This window comes from Pseudomonas sp. 7SR1, from assembly GCF_900156465.1.
In the GTDB taxonomy this organism is placed as follows: domain Bacteria; phylum Pseudomonadota; class Gammaproteobacteria; order Pseudomonadales; family Pseudomonadaceae; genus Aquipseudomonas.
This window is the reverse complement of sequence record NZ_LT707064.1, coordinates 3,543,115-3,559,236: the sequence shown is the minus strand read 5'-3', so window position 1 is coordinate 3,559,236 and position 16,122 is coordinate 3,543,115. Positions and strand designations below refer to the sequence as shown.

The following is a 16,122-nucleotide window of genomic DNA, read 5'->3' as shown; positions in this document are numbered from 1 at the left end:
AGCGGGAGCAAGCTCGCTTATCACGGGCTTGTTCCGATCTTCGCAATATCGTTACACCAGAAACAAAAAAACCCCGGTCTTTCGACCAGGGTCTTTGCTATCGATCAGAAGTCCGCTGTACGGCTTTCTTCCTGGCTTCAAGGCGTTCAGTGGGCCTCGAAGCAGATATGGCGCAGCGGACGGGACTCGAACCCGCGACCCCCGGCGTGACAGGCCGGTATTCTAACCGACTGAACTACCGCTGCGTATCGCTATGGACTTGCGTCCAGTTAACTCGTCTGACCAGGGCCTTTGAAGCCTCGATCTCGAACCAGGCTGACCTGACTCGGTAAATATGGCGCAGCGGACGGGACTCGAACCCGCGACCCCCGGCGTGACAGGCCGGTATTCTAACCGACTGAACTACCGCTGCGCGTCGGTGGAGGCTTTTGACGGCTTCCATCTTGCTTTCGCAAGACTCTCATGGAACATGGTGGGTGATGACGGGATCGAACCGCCGACATTCTGCTTGTAAGGCAGACGCTCTCCCGGCTGAGCTAATCACCCTTTGCTTCGCTGAGGCCGCGAAATTTACGCAGGTGCCGAAGCTAAGTCAATAGCAGGGTTGGATTTTTTTCAAAAACAGCTTCGAGCTGCACGCTTCGAGCGGCAACTCGCAAGCCCCAACACCGCATAACCACTTGCCGCTTGTAGCTCGCGACTTGTGGCTGCTGTTCATTCATAAATCATTTTCTTGGTCATGCCGCCGTCCACCACGAACTCCTGGCCCGTGACGAAACCGGCGTTACGCGACAGCAGCCATGCCACCATTGCCGCCACGTCCTCGACCGTCCCTACCCTGCCCGCCGGATGCTGGGCGTGATCGGCGTCGGTCAGCGGCTGCGCGCGGCGCTGGGACGGGTCGCGGGCGTCGATCCAGCCAGGGCTGACGGCATTGACGCGGATTTCCGGCCCCAGACTGATCGCCAAAGCGTGGGTCAGGGCCAGCAAGCCGCCCTTGCTCGCCGCGTAGGCCTCGGTATCGGGCTCCGATTGCGCGGCGCGGGTCGAGGCCAGGTTGACGATGGCGCCGTTGTGAGCGCGCAGGTAAGGCGCACAGTGCTTGGCCAGCAGCATCGGGCCGCCCAGGTTCACCGCCAGGACCCGGTTCCAGTAGGCCAGGTCGAGGCTTTCCAGGGTGATGTTGTGCGGGTCGGCAATGGCTGCGTTGCACACCAGCGCATCGAGCCGTCCGAATTGCCCGAGGACTTCGGCGATGCCCGTCGCCACTTGCGCCTCGTCCGCCACATCCATGCCAATGAACCAGGCGCCATCCCCCAGGGCCTTGGCCACCCGGGAGCCGCGCTCGCGATCCAGGTCGGTCAGGACCACCTGCCAGCCCTCACAGATCAGCCAGGCCGCAATGCCGAGGCCGATGCCCCGGGCGGCACCCGTTACGAGTGCGACCCGGCCATGAGTGCCTTCGATCACAAGGCCGCCAACCCACGAGCCAGATCGGCTTGCAGGTCCGCCACGTCTTCCAGGCCCACCGCGATGCGGATCAGGCTGTCACGGATGCCCGCCGCCTCACGCTCCTGGGGCGAGAGGCGACCGTGGGAGGTGGTGCTCGGATGGGTGATGGTGGTCTTGCTGTCGCCCAGGTTGGCGGTGATGGAAATCAACCGGGTCGCGTCGATGAAGCGCCAGGCGCCCTCCTTGCCGCCCTTGACCTCGAAACTCACCACCGCACCGAACCCCCGTTGCTGGCGCACGGCCAGGTCGTGCTGCGGATGGCTCTTGAGGCCGGCGTAATGCACCTTCTCGATACCGTCCTGCTGCTCCAGCCACTCGGCCAGGGCCTGGGCGTTGGCGCAATGCGCCTTCATGCGCAGGCCGAGGGTTTCCAGGCCCTTGAGGAAGATCCAGGCGTTGAACGGGCTGAGGGTCGGCCCGGCAGTGCGCAGGAAGCCCACGACTTCCTTCATCTGCTCGCTGCGACCGGCCACCACGCCGCCCATGCAACGCCCCTGGCCATCGATGAACTTGGTGGCCGAATGCACCACCACGTCCGCCCCCAGCTTCAGCGGTTGTTGCAACGCCGGGGTGCAGAAGCAGTTATCCACCACCAGCATGGCGCCCTTGGCGTGCGCGATCTCCGCCAGGGCGGCAATGTCCACCAGCTCGGCCAATGGGTTGGAGGGCGATTCGACGAACAAGAGCTTCGTGTTGGCCTTGATCGCCGCATCCCAGGCGGACAGGTCCGCCAGGGGCACGTAGTCGACTTCCACGCCGAAGCGCTTGAAGTACTTCTCGAACAGGCTGATGGTGGAGCCAAAGACGCTGCGCGACACCAGTACGTGGTCGCCGGCGCTGCACAGGCTCATGACCACCGCCATGATCGCCGCCATGCCGGTGGCGGTGGCAACCGCTTGCTCGGCGCCTTCGAGGGCGGCGATGCGCTCTTCGAACGCCCGCACGGTGGGGTTGGTGTAACGTGAATAGACGTTGCCGGGCACTTCGCCGGCAAACCGCGCCGCCGCATCGGCAGCGGTACGGAATACATAGCTGGAGGTGAAGAACATCGGATCGCCGTGCTCGGCTTCCGGCGTGCGGTGCTGACCGGCGCGAACCGCCAGGGTGTCGAACGCTACGCCTTCAAGGTCGCTGTCCAGCCGACCGGCATCCCAATCCTGACTCATGCTGCCACTCCTCGGTTAAACGCAAACCGGCCCCTCGGGGCCGGTTCGTCACTCAGTTGTTATACAGATCGATGATCGCGCTGACCGCCTGGGTCTTGGCCTTGGATGCATCGTTGCGGGCGCTTTCGATCTTGTTCAGGTATGCCTCGTCGACATCACCGGTGACGTACTTGCCATCGAATACCGCGCAGTCGAACTGCTCGATCTTGATCTTGCCGCCGCCTACCGCTTCGATCAGGTCCGGCAGGTCCTGGTAGATCAGCCAGTCGGCGCCGATCAGGTCGGCGACTTCCTGGGTGGTGCGGTTGTGGGCGATCAGCTCATGGGCGCTCGGCATGTCGATGCCATAGACGTTCGGGTAACGCACGGCCGGGGCCGCCGAGCAGAAATACACATTCTTGGCGCCGGCTTCGCGGGCCATCTGAATGATCTGCTTGCAAGTGGTGCCACGCACGATGGAGTCGTCCACCAGCATGACGTTCTTGCCGCGGAATTCCAGTTCGATGGCGTTGAGCTTCTGGCGTACGGATTTTTTCCGCGCGGCCTGGCCCGGCATGATGAAGGTGCGACCGATGTAGCGGTTCTTCACGAAGCCTTCGCGGAACTTGACGCCCAGGTGGTTCGCCAGCTCCAGGGCCGCGGTGCGGCTGGTGTCCGGGATAGGGATCACCACGTCGATGTCGTGGTCCGGGCGCTCGCGCAGGATCTTCTCGGCCAGCTTCTCACCCATGCGCAGGCGGGCCTTGTAGACCGAGATGCCGTCGATGATGGAGTCCGGACGCGCCAGGTAGACGTGTTCGAAGATGCACGGCGTCAGGGTCGGGTTGGTCGCGCACTGACGGGTGAACAACTTGCCGTCTTCGGTGATGTAGACCGCCTCGCCCGGAGCCAGGTCGCGGATCAGGGTGAAGCCCAGCACGTCCAGGGATACGCTTTCGGAAGCGATCATGTACTCGACGCCTTCGTCGGTGTGACGCTGGCCGAACACGATCGGACGGATGCCATGGGGGTCGCGGAAGCCGACGATGCCGTAGCCGGTGATCATCGCCACCACGGTGTAGCCACCGACACAACGGTTGTGCACTTCGGTCACGGCGGCGAACACGTCTTCTTCGGTAGGCTGCAGCTTGCCACGCTGGGCCAGCTCATGGGCGAAGACGTTGAGCATCACTTCCGAGTCGGAATTGGTGTTGACGTGGCGCAGGTCCGATTCGTAGATTTCCTTGGCCAACTGCTCGACGTTGGTCAGGTTGCCGTTATGCGCCAGGGTGATGCCATACGGCGAGTTGACGTAGAACGGCTGGGCTTCGGCCGAGGTCGAGCTGCCGGCGGTCGGATAGCGCACATGACCGATGCCCATGTGGCCGACCAGGCGTTGCATGTGGCGCTGATGGAACACGTCACGGACCAGGCCATTGTCCTTGCGCAGGAATAACCGGCCGTCATGGCTGGTCACGATACCGGCAGCGTCCTGGCCGCGGTGCTGGAGCACGGTTAGCGCGTCATACAGCGCCTGATTGACGTTCGACTTACCGACGATACCGACGATGCCACACATGCGACGCAACCCCTACTTAATGGATCTGAACTGAACAACGATCACTGCGGCGTTTTGGCCGTCGGCAATAGTTGTTCCTTGAACGGTATTTCAGCGGGTACGCTGATACCGCTGGCAAGCCACTGACTGCTCCAACCCAGGATCAGGTTCTTGGACCAGTCTGCGACCAATAGAAATTGTGGCACGAGCCGGGACTCCTGCCACCACGAATCCTGCTGTACCGGCCCCAGGCTCAGCAGCCCGACGGCCACGACCACCAGCAAGGCGCCACGCGCCGCGCCAAAGGCCATGCCCAGGAACCGGTCGGTCCCGGAAAGCCCGGTGACACGAATCAGTTCGCCGATCAGATAATTGATCATTGCGCCGACCAGCAAGGTGGCGATAAACAAGATGGCACAGCCCGCGATCACGCGAGCCGACGGAGTTTCGATGTATCCGGCAAGGTACTGGGACAGCGAACCACCAAACATCCAGGCCACGACCCCCGCGATGATCCAGGTCAGCAGCGAGAGGGCTTCCTTGACGAAGCCGCGACTCAGACTGATCAATGCGGAGATGGCGATGATTGCAACGATCGCCCAGTCAACCCAGGTAAATGGCACGGTGCAGCCTACAGACGGATAAGGCGGCGCATTTTAGCAGAGCGCAGGGCTGTCGGTAAGCTGCGATTGTCAGTGTGATTCAAATCAGGCAAACCGCGATCAACCACGCTCTGGCTGGAAACGCACCACGAACCCCTTGAGATTCTGCTGACGGCCAAGCAAGTCCCGCAGGCGATCGGCCTCGGCACGCTCGATCAGCGGCCCGACAAATACCCGGTTCTTGCCGTCGGCGGAACGGATATAGGCGTTGTACCCCTGGCTGCGCAGGGATTTCTGCAGGTTCTCGGCGCTCTCGCGACTGCTCAGGCTGGCCAGTTGCACGGACCAGCTGACCGACAGGCCGTTGGCGTCCACGCGACTTTGGGTGGTGTCCGGCTTGGTCGGCGCTGCGGTGATCGGCTGGCTCGGTGCCGGCTTGGCTGCCGGAGCAGCAGGCGCAGGCGCTGCTGCGACAGACGGCTTGCTCGATGTAGTCGGTGCAGCGGTCGGCGCCGCTGGAGCCGCTGGAGCGGGCGTGATCGGCATCGCAGGCGCGGGTTGCGCGGCCAGTTCTTCATCGCTTGGAACGGGTTCCTGGGGCAGCGCCTGGGGCTCAGGCACCGTCACCGGCTCGACCTGCACCGGTGGCATCGCCGGCGCCTGGGGCGCGGCCGGTGCATCGACCGTGACCTGACGCTGCTCGTCCTGACGGGAAAACAGCATCGGCAGGAAAATCACCGCCAGGGCCACCAATACCAGGGCCCCTACCATGCGCTGCTTGTATGCCTTATCCAGCAATGCCATCTGCAGCTTCCTCCGTGGAGCGCCGGCTCAGCCATTGAAGGGCCTCGGCGACACAAAAAAATGATCCGAACACCAGGATTTCGTCGTCGGCGGTCGCCAGGGCGCACTGCCCTTCCAGCGCGGCGACCACGCTTGCATAAGCATCCACCGAAGCGCCACGCGCCTGCAAGGCCGCCTGCAATTGTGCCGCCGGACGCGAACGCGGCGAGTCCAGCGGCGCGACTGCCCAATGCTGGACACTAGCACTCAACGCCTCGACCACGCCATCCAGATCCTTGTCGGACAACAACCCGAATACCGCCAGTCGCCGCCCCGCCACAGGCCGATGAGCCAGGCGCTCGGCCAGGTAGTGCGCCGCATGGGGGTTGTGGCCGACATCCAGCAGCAGGCTCAGGCGCTTGCCCTGCCAATCGAACGTGCGGCGATCGAGCCGGCCGACGACACGGGTCGCCTGCAAGGCCTTGACGATCTGGCCGGCATCCCAGGGCAGCCCCAGCAACCGGTAGGCCTGGAGCGCCAGCGCGGCATTCTCCATTGGCAGCTCCAGCAGCGGCAGGTCATGCAACTCCACCGGATTACCCTGGGCATCGCTGCCACGCCATTGCCAATGCTGCTCGGTCGTGGCCAGATCGAAATCGCGCCCACGCACAAAAAACGGACAGCCCAGTTCCCGAGCCTTGTCCAGCAATGGCTGTGGTGGATCGAGGTCGCCGCAGAGCGCAGGCGCGCCCTGGCGGAAGATGCCGGCCTTTTCGAAAGCCACGGATTCGCGGGTGTCGCCCAGGTAATCGGCATGGTCCACGCCGATACTGGTCACCAGCGCGACGTCTGGATCCACCAGGTTGACGGCGTCCAGGCGACCTCCCAGGCCCACTTCCAGCACAACGGCATCGAGACCGGCACGGGCGAACAACCAGAACGCCGCAAGAGTGCCCATCTCGAAATAGGTCAGGGATATCTCGCCTCGCCCGGCTTCCACCGCGACGAAGGCCTCGCACAGCTCGGCGTCGCCAGCCTCGACGCCGTTGATCTGCACCCGCTCGTTGTAACGCAGCAGGTGCGGCGAGCTGTACACACCGACACTCAGCCCCTGGGCCCGCAACAGCGAGGCCATGAAGGCGCAGGTCGACCCCTTGCCGTTGGTACCGGTGACAGTGATGACCCTGGGGGCCGGCTTGCCCAGCCCCATGCGGGACATGACGGCCTGCGAGCGCTCCAGCCCCATGTCGATAGCCGACGGGTGCAGCTGCTCGAGATAGGCCAGCCAATCGCCCAGGGTACGTTGGATCATAGGCCCGCAGGCGCCGGTGGAACGACCATCGGCTCGATGGGCGTGGCGACATACTTAGGCGTCGGCAGGCCCATCAGTTGCGCCAGCAGGTTACCCAGGCGCGGACGCAGCTCCTGGCGATGGATGATCATGTCGATGGCGCCGTGCTCCAGCAGGAACTCGCTGCGCTGGAAGCCTTCCGGCAGTTTTTCACGCACGGTCTGCTCGATGACGCGCGGGCCGGCAAAGCCGATCAGGGCCTTCGGCTCGCCGACGATTACGTCGCCCAGCATCGCCAGGCTGGCGGAAACGCCGCCGTAGACCGGGTCGGTCAGCACCGAGATGAAGGGAATGCCTTCTTCGCGCAGACGCGCCAGCACCGCGGAGGTCTTGGCCATCTGCATCAGGGAAATCAGCGCTTCCTGCATCCGCGCGCCGCCAGAAGCGGAGAAGCAGACCATCGGGCAACGGTTTTCCAGGGCATGGTTGGCGGCGCGGACAAAGCGCTCGCCGACGATGGCGCCCATGGAACCGCCCATGAAGGAGAACTCGAAGGCCGAGACCACCACCGGCATGCCCAGCAGGGTACCGCTCATGGACACCAGGGCATCCTTTTCGCCGGTCTGCTTCTGGGCAGCGGTCAGGCGATCCTTGTATTTCTTGCCGTCGCGGAATTTCAGGCGGTCCACGGGCTCCAGGTCGGCGCCCAGCTCAACACGGCCTTCGGCATCCAGGAAAATATCGATACGGGCACGTGCGCCGATGCGCATGTGGTGGTTGCACTTGGGGCAAACGTCCAGGGTCTTTTCCAGCTCGGGGCGGTACAGCACCGCCTCGCAGGATGGACATTTGTGCCACAGACCTTCAGGCACCGAGCTTTTCTTCACCTCGGAACGCATGATCGAAGGGATCAGTTTGTCTACCAACCAGTTGCTCATGCTTTCTTTCTCCAGTACCGGCGGCCCGAACGCTCTGGTTCGCGGCCCCGCGTATGCCCTTGAGCTAAATTCATTGTGCGGCGAGGTTCGAGGAGCCACCACGGTCAGCGCGAAACATGACCTGCGTGCAGCCCAACCTCCTCTGCCATTCCGGCAACCGCTCCACCGCGGCTGCCACTACGCTATCGGCCCACCCGAAGGCGGCGCCTGCCTGCTTGTACAGTGCAGGTATGGACGGCGGCAGTCTGCCAGCCGTCACATTGGCGACTGGCTGCTGTGCACAGCCGCCATGAACGCCCGGATCCTGGCCGGGTCCTTGATGCCCTTGGCCTGCTCCACTCCGCCACTCACATCCACCGCATACGGGCGAACCTGGCGAATGGCTTCGGCCACGTTCTCGGCCGTCAGCCCCCCCGCCAGGATGATCGGCTTGCTCAGCCCCCGGGGCACCAGGGACCAGTCGAACGCCTCACCGGTACCGCCGGGAACGCCTTCCACGTAGGTATCCAGCAGGATCCCGCTGGCCCCGGCAAACGCCTCGCACCCAGCCGCGATGTCGTCGCCGGCCTTGACCCGCAGCGCCTTGATATAGGGAAGATTCCAGCCCTCGCAATCCTCGGGGGTCTCGTCGCCATGAAATTGCAACAGCGCCAGCGGCACCGCGTCGAGGATCTCCCCCAGTTCGCAACGGCTGGCGTTGACGAACAGGCCGACAGGGGTCACGAACGGGGGCAAGGCCCGGATGATCGCTCGTGCCTGCTGCACCGTCACCGCCCGGGGACTCCTGGCGTAGAACACCAGCCCGATGGCATCGGCGCCGGCCTCGACCGCCGCCAGCGCGTCCTCGACCCGGGTAATCCCGCAAATCTTGCTGCGAACGGCTGACATGTCGTGAAAAACCTCAGGCAGATCCCGTGAAAGTTCCGGATGGTAGCAAATGCAACGGAGGGCGTCAGCCGTCGAGTTCCGAGAAGCCCGTGAGGAAATGCGGCCCGATGTAACGCTCCGGCAACTCGAACTCTCTGTGATATTCGACCTGCACCAGATACAGCCCGAACGGATGCGCCGTCACCCCACCGGAACGGCGGATGCGGCTGTCCAGCACTTCCTTGATCCACTCCACCGGCCGCTCACCGGCACCGATGGTCATCAGCACGCCGGCGATGTTGCGCACCATGTGGTGCAGGAACGCACTGGCGCGGATGTCGAGTACGATCATCTTGCCGTGACGGGTCACACGCAGGTGATGCAATTGCTTGATCGGCGATTTGGCCTGGCACTGGCCGGCGCGGAAGGCGCTGAAATCGTGAACGCCCACCAGGTATTGCGCAGCCTCGGCCATGCGCTCGACATCCAGTGGACGATGGTTCCAGGTGATTTCTTCGTTCAGGTGCGCCGGGCGGATCTGGTCGTTGTAGATCACGTAGCGATAACGCCGGGCGATGGCCTTGAAGCGCGCATGGAAGTGCGCCGGCATCACCTTGGCCCAACTGACGCTGATATCGTGCGGCAGGTTGATATTGGCGCCCATGACCCACGCTTTCATCGATCGCTCGGCCTGGGTGTCGAAATGCACCACCTGGCCACAGGCGTGCACACCGGCGTCGGTTCGACCGGCGCAATGCAGCGCCACAGGCGAATCGGCGACCTTGGAAAGCGCGTTTTCCAGGATTTCCTGGACCGTCGGCACGCCGGAGGCCTGGCGCTGCCAGCCACGGTAGCGCGAACCTTTGTATTCAACGCCCAGGGCGATCCGGAAAAAGCCGTCGGCCGCCATTTCGGCGGTCGGATTATCTATGTTTGCCAAGAATTACAGCCTGCTGAGGTACGCAAAGGCGGGCATTATAAGGCCGGCCGGGCGGGATGCCAGTGCCACCGTCGATCCTATGGTGGCAGGATGGAGCCATCGCGCCCAACTCCAATTCCCACCACAAACAAAAACGGCAGCCTCACCGGCTGCCGTCGTTGTCTATCGCTCATCTCACGCCAAGCGCGACAACATTTCCTGCGCTTCGCTCTTCTGGGTGGCATCGCCTTCATTGAGGACTTCACCGAGGATGTCCCGGGCGCCGTCGTTGTCGCCCATATCGATGTAGGCCTGGGCCAGGTCGAGCTTGGTGGCGACTTCATCGGTACCGCTGAGGAAGTCGAAGTCCGGCTCCTCGTCGGCGCTGGCCAGGGCGTCTTCAGCCGTGAAGGATGGCTGGCCCAGGCTGTCGGACAGACGTTCCAGCTCCGCGTTGACATCGTCCAGTTCGGACTCGAAGGGATCCTTGGGCGCCTCGCCGGCATTCATTTCGTCGGCCAGGGACAGATCGAAATCCGCCGGCAACTCCAGGTCGTCGGCCGGGGTATCGTCCAGGGCCGGCGTCTCGGCTGCCGGCACGTCCAGGTCCTTGAGATCATTGTCCAGGTCCAGCAGGAAATCTTCGTCGGCCAAGGCTGGCGCCGGGGCATCGGCGCCCAGGTCCAGGTCGAACTCCGACAGGTCGTCCAGGCTTTCGGCGGCTTCGGTCTGCTGTTTGAGCACCGACTCGAAACTCAGGTCGTCGTCGGTCGGGAATGCATCCAGCTCCGGAATCGGCTCGGGCTGCGGCGTGGCCGCCGGTGCGGCTTCAAGATCATCCAGGCTCAGGTCGAAGGCGCTGTCGAGCTCCTCGTCGGTGGGCGGCGTGTCTTCCAGCAGATCCTTGACGTACTGCGCGTCCAGTTCCGCAGCCACTGCGGCGGCGGCCAGGCCGGCACCGGCGGCGACCGCCATGGCCGGGAAGCGGCTCTTGAGCTGCTCGACCTGGGCGTAGTTATCGCCATTGGCCACCAACTGGCGCTCCTGGGCGACGAACGCGTCACGGTCGCCCTGCTGGCCATAGACTTCCATCAGCTTCAGGCGCAGATCGCTGCGTTGCGGTTCGGCCTTGATGCCTTGTTCGAGCAGGTCGGCCGCCTGGTTCAGGCGACCACGATCGATATGAGCCTGGGCCTGTGGCAGAACGTCGTCGAAACGATCGGCGGCCGGAGCCACCAGTGGCGCGGCGATCGGCGGCGTGACCACGACAGGCGCGACCACCGGAGCCGGCTTGGGCGCCGGGGCAGGTACTGGCTTGGGTTCGAGTTTGACGCTCGGTGGTGGAACTTCAATGCCCTCGAAGCTGCTCGGGGGCAGATCGAGCTCCGGGGAGAAGTCGGCCTCCTCCTCGAGGGCTCGGGCCATGCGCAAATGTTTCTCGGCTTCCTGTTGCGCCTTGCGACGACGGGCAAGCAGCAACAGCAGCAAAAGCAGGAGCACCACGCCGCCACCGATCAACCCCAGCAGGATCGGGTTGGTCAGCAGGTCGTTGTATTTCTGCTCGGTCGACGTCGCCGCTGGCGTCGCTTCCGACGTACTTCCAGGCGAGGCTTCAGGAGGCGTTTGCGGCGTGGCCTGGGGTGCGGGTGTGGGCACAGTGGCTGGTGCTTGCGCCGAGGGCGGCGGCGGAGTCAGTTGCGCCGACATCGCCGGGGTCGATCCCGGAGCCGGTGGCACAGCGGCGCCTTCGGCCTGCATCTTGGCCAACTGGTCGTTCTTCAGTTCGATCAGGCGCTGCAGCTTGTCCAACTGGCTTTGCAGATCCGCCATGCGGCTTTTCAATTCTTCGTTATCACGGCGAGCCGAATCGAGGCTTTCCTGGGTGATCGCGAGTTTGTTGCTCAGCGCCTGGGCATCCCCGGCGGCGCCCTTGCCCTTGGCCCCGGCCTTGGCGGACTCGGCCGACACCAGGCTCAGCTTGTCGCGACCGGCAGCCTGGGCCGGCGCATCTTCGCCACGGCCGCGCCGGGTCGCGTCCAGTTGCTGCTGGCCAGTACCCGCCACGCCCTGGCGTCCTTGGCGGCCCTGGCGCCAGGCGGCATTCTGCGCCGCCACTTCGGCGATGGCCTGGGGCTGCGGCAAGGCAGTACTTTGCACAGGGTCGGGCAGACGCAGCACCTGGCCGGTCTTGAGCAGGTTGATGTTGCCATCGATGAATGCGTTCGGGTTCAGCGCCTGGATCGCCAGCATGGTCTGCTGGATCGAGCCGCCGTTACGGGCCTTGGCGGCGATTTCCCACAGGGTATCGCGCGGTGTAGTGGTGTACTGGGATGGCTTGGTAGCCCCGGTCACCGGTGTCGATATGACCTGGGGTGGTTTCGGTCGGGCCGCCTCGGCAGCCTGGGGCGAGAATTTGGACGGGTCGAGCAGGACGCTGTAGTCGCGCAGCAGGCGCCCATTGGGCCACATCACCTGCACCAGGAACTTGACCATCGGCTCGGACAACGGCCGGCTGGAGGTCACGCGCAGCACGCTCTTGCCGTTGGCGTTGATCACCGGGGTGAAGGTCAGGTCGTTGAGAAAAGCCTGGCGGTCGATGCCGGCCTTGGCGAAGTCTTCGGGCGAGGCCAGGCTCGGTACGACTTCGGCAGCGGACAGCTGCTGGACATCGAGCAGCTCGATCTCGGCGACCAGAGGCTGGTTCGGCGTCGACTTCAGGGTCAATTCCCCGAGCCCGAGCGCTTGCGCCATACCGGAGGACAGCGCCGAGGCGGCCGCTATTGCTAACACCAGTTTGCGAACTTGAACCATAGCCTCTTCCTTTGTTTGAACATTCCTCGGCCAGCGAGAAGGTATTGTTGTCGCCGCCACGAGGCTTTGCGCACTGCCCCCAGAAACAACGGTGCGCGCGATCGTTTCACGCATGCCCGGGAATGCCCCGGGAGCAAGGTTCGCCTTCATCACTCTGGCCAAGCATAGCGCCCAGCTAGAATCATTCGACAAATTGTTGCCAAGTATCTTTTACAGCAGGTCTTTTATCAACAACTCCGCCACCTGCACCGCGTTGAGCGCCGCGCCCTTGCGCACGTTATCCGTGGTCAGCCACAGATTGAGCTCCGTCGGATCGTCGATACCGCGGCGCACGCGCCCCACATAAACCACATCCTGGCCCACGGCGTCACCCACAGGCGTCGGATAATCGCCCGCCTCCACCAGCTCGATGCCGGGCGCCGCTTCCAGGGCCGCGTTGACCTTCGCCAGGTCGACAGGCGCTGTGGACTGCAAGGTCACGCTAAAGCTATCGCCGAAAAACACCGGGGCTTGAATGCAAGTAACGGAAATCTTTAATAAATGTTGATTCAGCACCTGCCGCAGCTCATGCACCAGGCGTTTTTCCAGCGGTGTATGGCCCTGCTCGTCCGGCGTGCCGACCTGGGCCAGCAGGTTGAATGCCATCTGCCGATCGAAGAACGTGGGCTCCAGCGGGCGGGCGTTGAGCAGCTCGGCGGTCTGGCGCGCCAGCTCGGTGACGGCGACGCGTCCCTGGGTGGATACAGCGAGGCTGGCGGTCAGGCTGACGCGCTGCAGGTCCAGGCATTCACGCAAGGGGGCCAGCGCTACCGCCAGCGCCGTAGCCGAAGCGCTGGGGCTGGCGACCTGCAACGGCTTGCCCAGCCCGGCCAGGACATGGGCGTTGGCCTCTGGCACGATCTGCGGTGCCTGTTCCGCAGGCAAGGCGCCAGACAGGTCGATCAATGCACACCCGGCAGCCGTGGCCCGCGGGGCGAAGCTCAGGGTCACGGCCGGGCCCGCGGCAAAAAAGGCCAGCTGGACCTTGCTGAAATCGAACTCATCGACCTCACGCACCCGCACGTTTTTACCGCGGAACATCACCGAGCTTCCCGCCGACTCGCTGCTGGCCAGCAGGTGCAGGTTGCCGACGGGAAAATCCCGCTCTTCAAGAATCTGGACGAGGGTTTCGCCGACAGTACCGGTGGCGCCGATCACGGCAATATCAAAGGACTGGCTCATGGGTCTACCTCAGGTAAAACGGGGGGAGCGGCACTTTACCGGGTGACCGGTATGCAGGCAATCGGCTGGCGGACTTGCAGTGCCTGGGCTTGCTCGCGATGGGGCGACCTGACACACAACCGTCTCCCAAAAAAAACCCGCGCCTCTCACAAGGCACGGGTTCTTTCACAGCAGCGGCCGATCAACGTTCGAGCAGGATCCGCAGCATGCGGCGCAGCGGCTCGGCCGCGCCCCAGAGCAACTGGTCGCCGACCGTGAAGGCGCCGACGAACTGCGAGCCCATGTTCAGCTTGCGCAAACGGCCCACCGGCACGTTCAGGGTGCCGGTGACCTTGGTCGGGCTCAGCTCCTGCATGCTGGCTTCGCGGTTGTTCGGCACCAGCTTCACCCAAGGGTTGTGCTGGCTGATCAGCCCTTCGATGTCGGCGATCGGCACGTCCTTGTTCAGCTTGATGGTCAGCGCCTGGCTGTGGCAACGCATGGCACCGATGCGCACGCAGATGCCGTCCACCGGGATCGGGCTCTTGAAGCGCCCCAGGATCTTGTTGGTTTCAGCCTGGGCCTTCCACTCTTCGCGGCTCTGGCCGTTAGGCAGTTCCTTGTCGATCCACGGGATCAGGCTGCCGGCCAGCGGCACGCCAAAGTTTTCGGTCGGGTACGCGTCGCTGCGCATCGCCTCGGCAACCTTGCGGTCGATGTCGAGGATGGCGCTGGCCGGGTTGGCCAGGTCATCGGCGACGGCGGCGTGGGTCGCGCCCATCTGCTTGATCAGCTCGCGCATGTTCTGCGCGCCGGCACCGGAGGCCGCCTGGTAGGTCATGGCGCTCATCCACTCCACCAGGCCGGCTTCGAACAGGCCGCCCAGGCCCATCAGCATCAGGCTGACGGTGCAGTTGCCGCCGATGTAGTTCTTGGTGCCCGCGTCCAGTTGCTGGTCGATGACCTTGCGGTTCACCGGGTCGAGGATGATGACGGCATCGTCCTGCATGCGCAGGCTCGAAGCGGCGTCGATCCAGTAGCCCTGCCAGCCGGCTTCGCGCAGCTTGGGGAAGACTTCGCTGGTGTAGTCGCCGCCCTGACACGTCAGGATCACGTCGAGGGTCTTGAGCTCCTCAATGCTGTAGGCATCCTTGAGCGCACCGGTATCCTTGCCCACGGACGGGCCTTGGCCACCGACATTGGAGGTGGTGAAAAACACCGGTTCGATGAGATCGAAATCCTGCTCTTCCAGCATTCGCTGCATGAGCACGGAACCGACCATGCCGCGCCAACCGATCAGACCTACACGTTTCATCGCAACTACACCTATACAAAAGTGGGCCACCGTCTTGGCGGTGGGCCCGAAAGATTACAGATTCCGCAGCGCGGCGACTACTGCATCGCCCATTTGCCGGGTACCGACTTTGGTACAACCGTCCGACCAGATGTCGCCGGTGCGCAAGCCCTGGTCCAACACCACGCTGACGGCCTGCTCGATCGCGTGCGCCGCGTCATGGAGGTTGAAGCTGTAGCGCAGCATCATCGACACCGACAGGATGGTCGCCAACGGGTTGGCGATGCCCTGCCCGGCGATGTCCGGCGCCGAGCCGTGGCATGGCTCGTACATGCCCTTGTTGTTGGCATCCAGGGACGCCGACGGCAGCATGCCGATGGAACCGGTGAGCATCGACGCTTCGTCGGACAGGATGTCACCGAACATATTGTCGGTGACGATCACATCGAACTGCTTGGGCGCACGCACCAGTTGCATGGCGGCGTTATCCACGTACATATGGCTCAGCTCGACGTCTGGATAATCCTTGGCCACCTGCTCTACCACTTCGCGCCACAGTTGGCTGGAAGCCAGGACGTTGGCCTTGTCCACCGAACACAGTTTCCTGCCACGCACCCGGGCCATGTCGAAACCGACCCGGGCGATACGGCGGATTTCACTCTCGCTGTACGGCAAGGTGTCGTAGGCCTGGCGCTCGCCATTATCCAGATCACGGGTGCCACGCGGGGCGCCGAAGTAGATACCACCGGTCAGCTCACGGACGATGAGGATGTCCAGGCCCGAGACGATTTCCGGCTTCAGGCTCGAAGCATCGGCCAGTTGCGGGTAGAGAATCGCAGGACGCAGGTTGCCGAACAGGCCCAGTTGCGCACGAATCTTCAGCAGGCCGCGTTCCGGACGGATATCGCGCTCGATCCTGTCCCATTTCGGGCCGCCCACGGCACCCAGCAGCACGGCATCGGCGGCACGGGCACGATCCAGGGTCTCATCGGCCAGGGGCACGCCGTGCTTGTCGATGGCAGCGCCGCCGATCACGTCGTGGCTGAGCTCGAAGCCCAGGCCGTACTTGTCGTTCGCCAGCTCCAGGACCTTGACCGCTTCGGCCATGATTTCCGGGCCAATGCCATCACCAGGGAGAATCAGAATCTGCTTGCTCATGTATTCCTCGTTTGCTCTATCGGCACAGGCCCCTGGGGCTGGCC

General features: G+C 63.8%; 13 protein-coding genes and 3 tRNA genes. All 16 read right to left on the bottom strand.

The window, feature by feature from the left end; translation table 11 throughout:
• Window positions 1-168: 168 nt before the first annotated feature.
• Window positions 169-245 (bottom strand) — tRNA-Asp (locus BW992_RS16185).
• A 90-nt stretch (window positions 246-335) separates the two neighbouring features.
• Window positions 336-412, bottom strand: a tRNA-Asp gene (locus BW992_RS16180).
• A gap of 58 nt (window positions 413-470) precedes the next feature.
• A tRNA-Val gene (locus BW992_RS16175) sits at window positions 471-546 on the bottom strand.
• A gap of 168 nt (window positions 547-714) precedes the next feature.
• The gene (locus BW992_RS16170) at window positions 715-1,470 is read right to left on the bottom strand and encodes an SDR family oxidoreductase (protein WP_072392297.1); all 756 of its coding nucleotides are present in this window, start codon (window positions 1,468-1,470) and stop codon (window positions 715-717) included.
• Window positions 1,467-2,678 carry an O-succinylhomoserine sulfhydrylase gene (locus BW992_RS16165; RefSeq protein ID WP_072430681.1) on the bottom strand — a complete coding sequence of 404 codons (1,212 nt, stop codon included), beginning with the start codon at window positions 2,676-2,678 and terminating at the stop codon, window positions 1,467-1,469. The genes BW992_RS16170 and BW992_RS16165 overlap by 4 nt, the downstream gene beginning before the upstream one ends.
• A gap of 52 nt (window positions 2,679-2,730) precedes the next feature.
• Complete coding sequence (gene purF / locus BW992_RS16160; RefSeq protein WP_072392290.1) at window positions 2,731-4,236, bottom strand: amidophosphoribosyltransferase; 1,506 nt, start codon at window positions 4,234-4,236, stop codon at window positions 2,731-2,733.
• 41 nt (window positions 4,237-4,277) lie between these two features.
• Entirely contained in the window at window positions 4,278-4,838 is a 561-nt protein-coding gene (locus BW992_RS16155; protein WP_072392287.1) for a CvpA family protein, read from the bottom strand.
• Window positions 4,839-4,937: 99 nt separating this feature from the next.
• Entirely contained in the window at window positions 4,938-5,621 is a 684-nt protein-coding gene (locus BW992_RS16150; RefSeq protein ID WP_072430682.1) for an SPOR domain-containing protein, read from the bottom strand.
• A complete protein-coding gene (gene folC / locus BW992_RS16145; protein WP_072392280.1) occupies window positions 5,605-6,912 on the bottom strand; it encodes a bifunctional tetrahydrofolate synthase/dihydrofolate synthase in 1,308 nt (435 codons plus the stop codon). Before folC ends, BW992_RS16150 begins: the two co-directional genes overlap by 17 nt.
• Window positions 6,909-7,829: an acetyl-CoA carboxylase, carboxyltransferase subunit beta gene (gene accD / locus BW992_RS16140; RefSeq protein WP_053154736.1), complete on the bottom strand. Its 921-nt coding sequence runs from the start codon at window positions 7,827-7,829 to the stop codon at window positions 6,909-6,911. Before accD ends, folC begins: the two co-directional genes overlap by 4 nt.
• 255 nt (window positions 7,830-8,084) lie before the next feature.
• Window positions 8,085-8,717, bottom strand: a complete 633-nt coding sequence (locus BW992_RS16135; protein WP_072430684.1) for a phosphoribosylanthranilate isomerase — start codon at window positions 8,715-8,717, stop codon at window positions 8,085-8,087.
• A gap of 64 nt (window positions 8,718-8,781) precedes the next feature.
• A complete protein-coding gene (gene truA, locus BW992_RS16130) occupies window positions 8,782-9,606 on the bottom strand; it encodes a tRNA pseudouridine(38-40) synthase TruA (protein WP_072392273.1) in 825 nt (274 codons plus the stop codon).
• A gap of 204 nt (window positions 9,607-9,810) precedes the next feature.
• Window positions 9,811-12,426 (bottom strand): FimV/HubP family polar landmark protein, encoded by a 2,616-nt coding sequence (locus tag BW992_RS16125; RefSeq protein WP_076406576.1) that lies wholly within the window; start codon window positions 12,424-12,426, stop codon window positions 9,811-9,813.
• A 210-nt stretch (window positions 12,427-12,636) separates the two neighbouring features.
• Window positions 12,637-13,647 (bottom strand): aspartate-semialdehyde dehydrogenase, encoded by a 1,011-nt coding sequence (locus BW992_RS16120; protein WP_072430686.1) that lies wholly within the window; start codon window positions 13,645-13,647, stop codon window positions 12,637-12,639.
• 181 nt (window positions 13,648-13,828) lie between these two features.
• Window positions 13,829-14,941, bottom strand: a complete 1,113-nt coding sequence (asd, locus tag BW992_RS16115) for an aspartate-semialdehyde dehydrogenase (protein ID WP_072392264.1) — start codon at window positions 14,939-14,941, stop codon at window positions 13,829-13,831.
• A 54-nt stretch (window positions 14,942-14,995) separates the two neighbouring features.
• Window positions 14,996-16,078 (bottom strand): 3-isopropylmalate dehydrogenase, encoded by a 1,083-nt coding sequence (leuB, locus tag BW992_RS16110; RefSeq protein ID WP_072458160.1) that lies wholly within the window; start codon window positions 16,076-16,078, stop codon window positions 14,996-14,998.
• Between the last annotated feature and the right edge of the window lie 44 nt (window positions 16,079-16,122).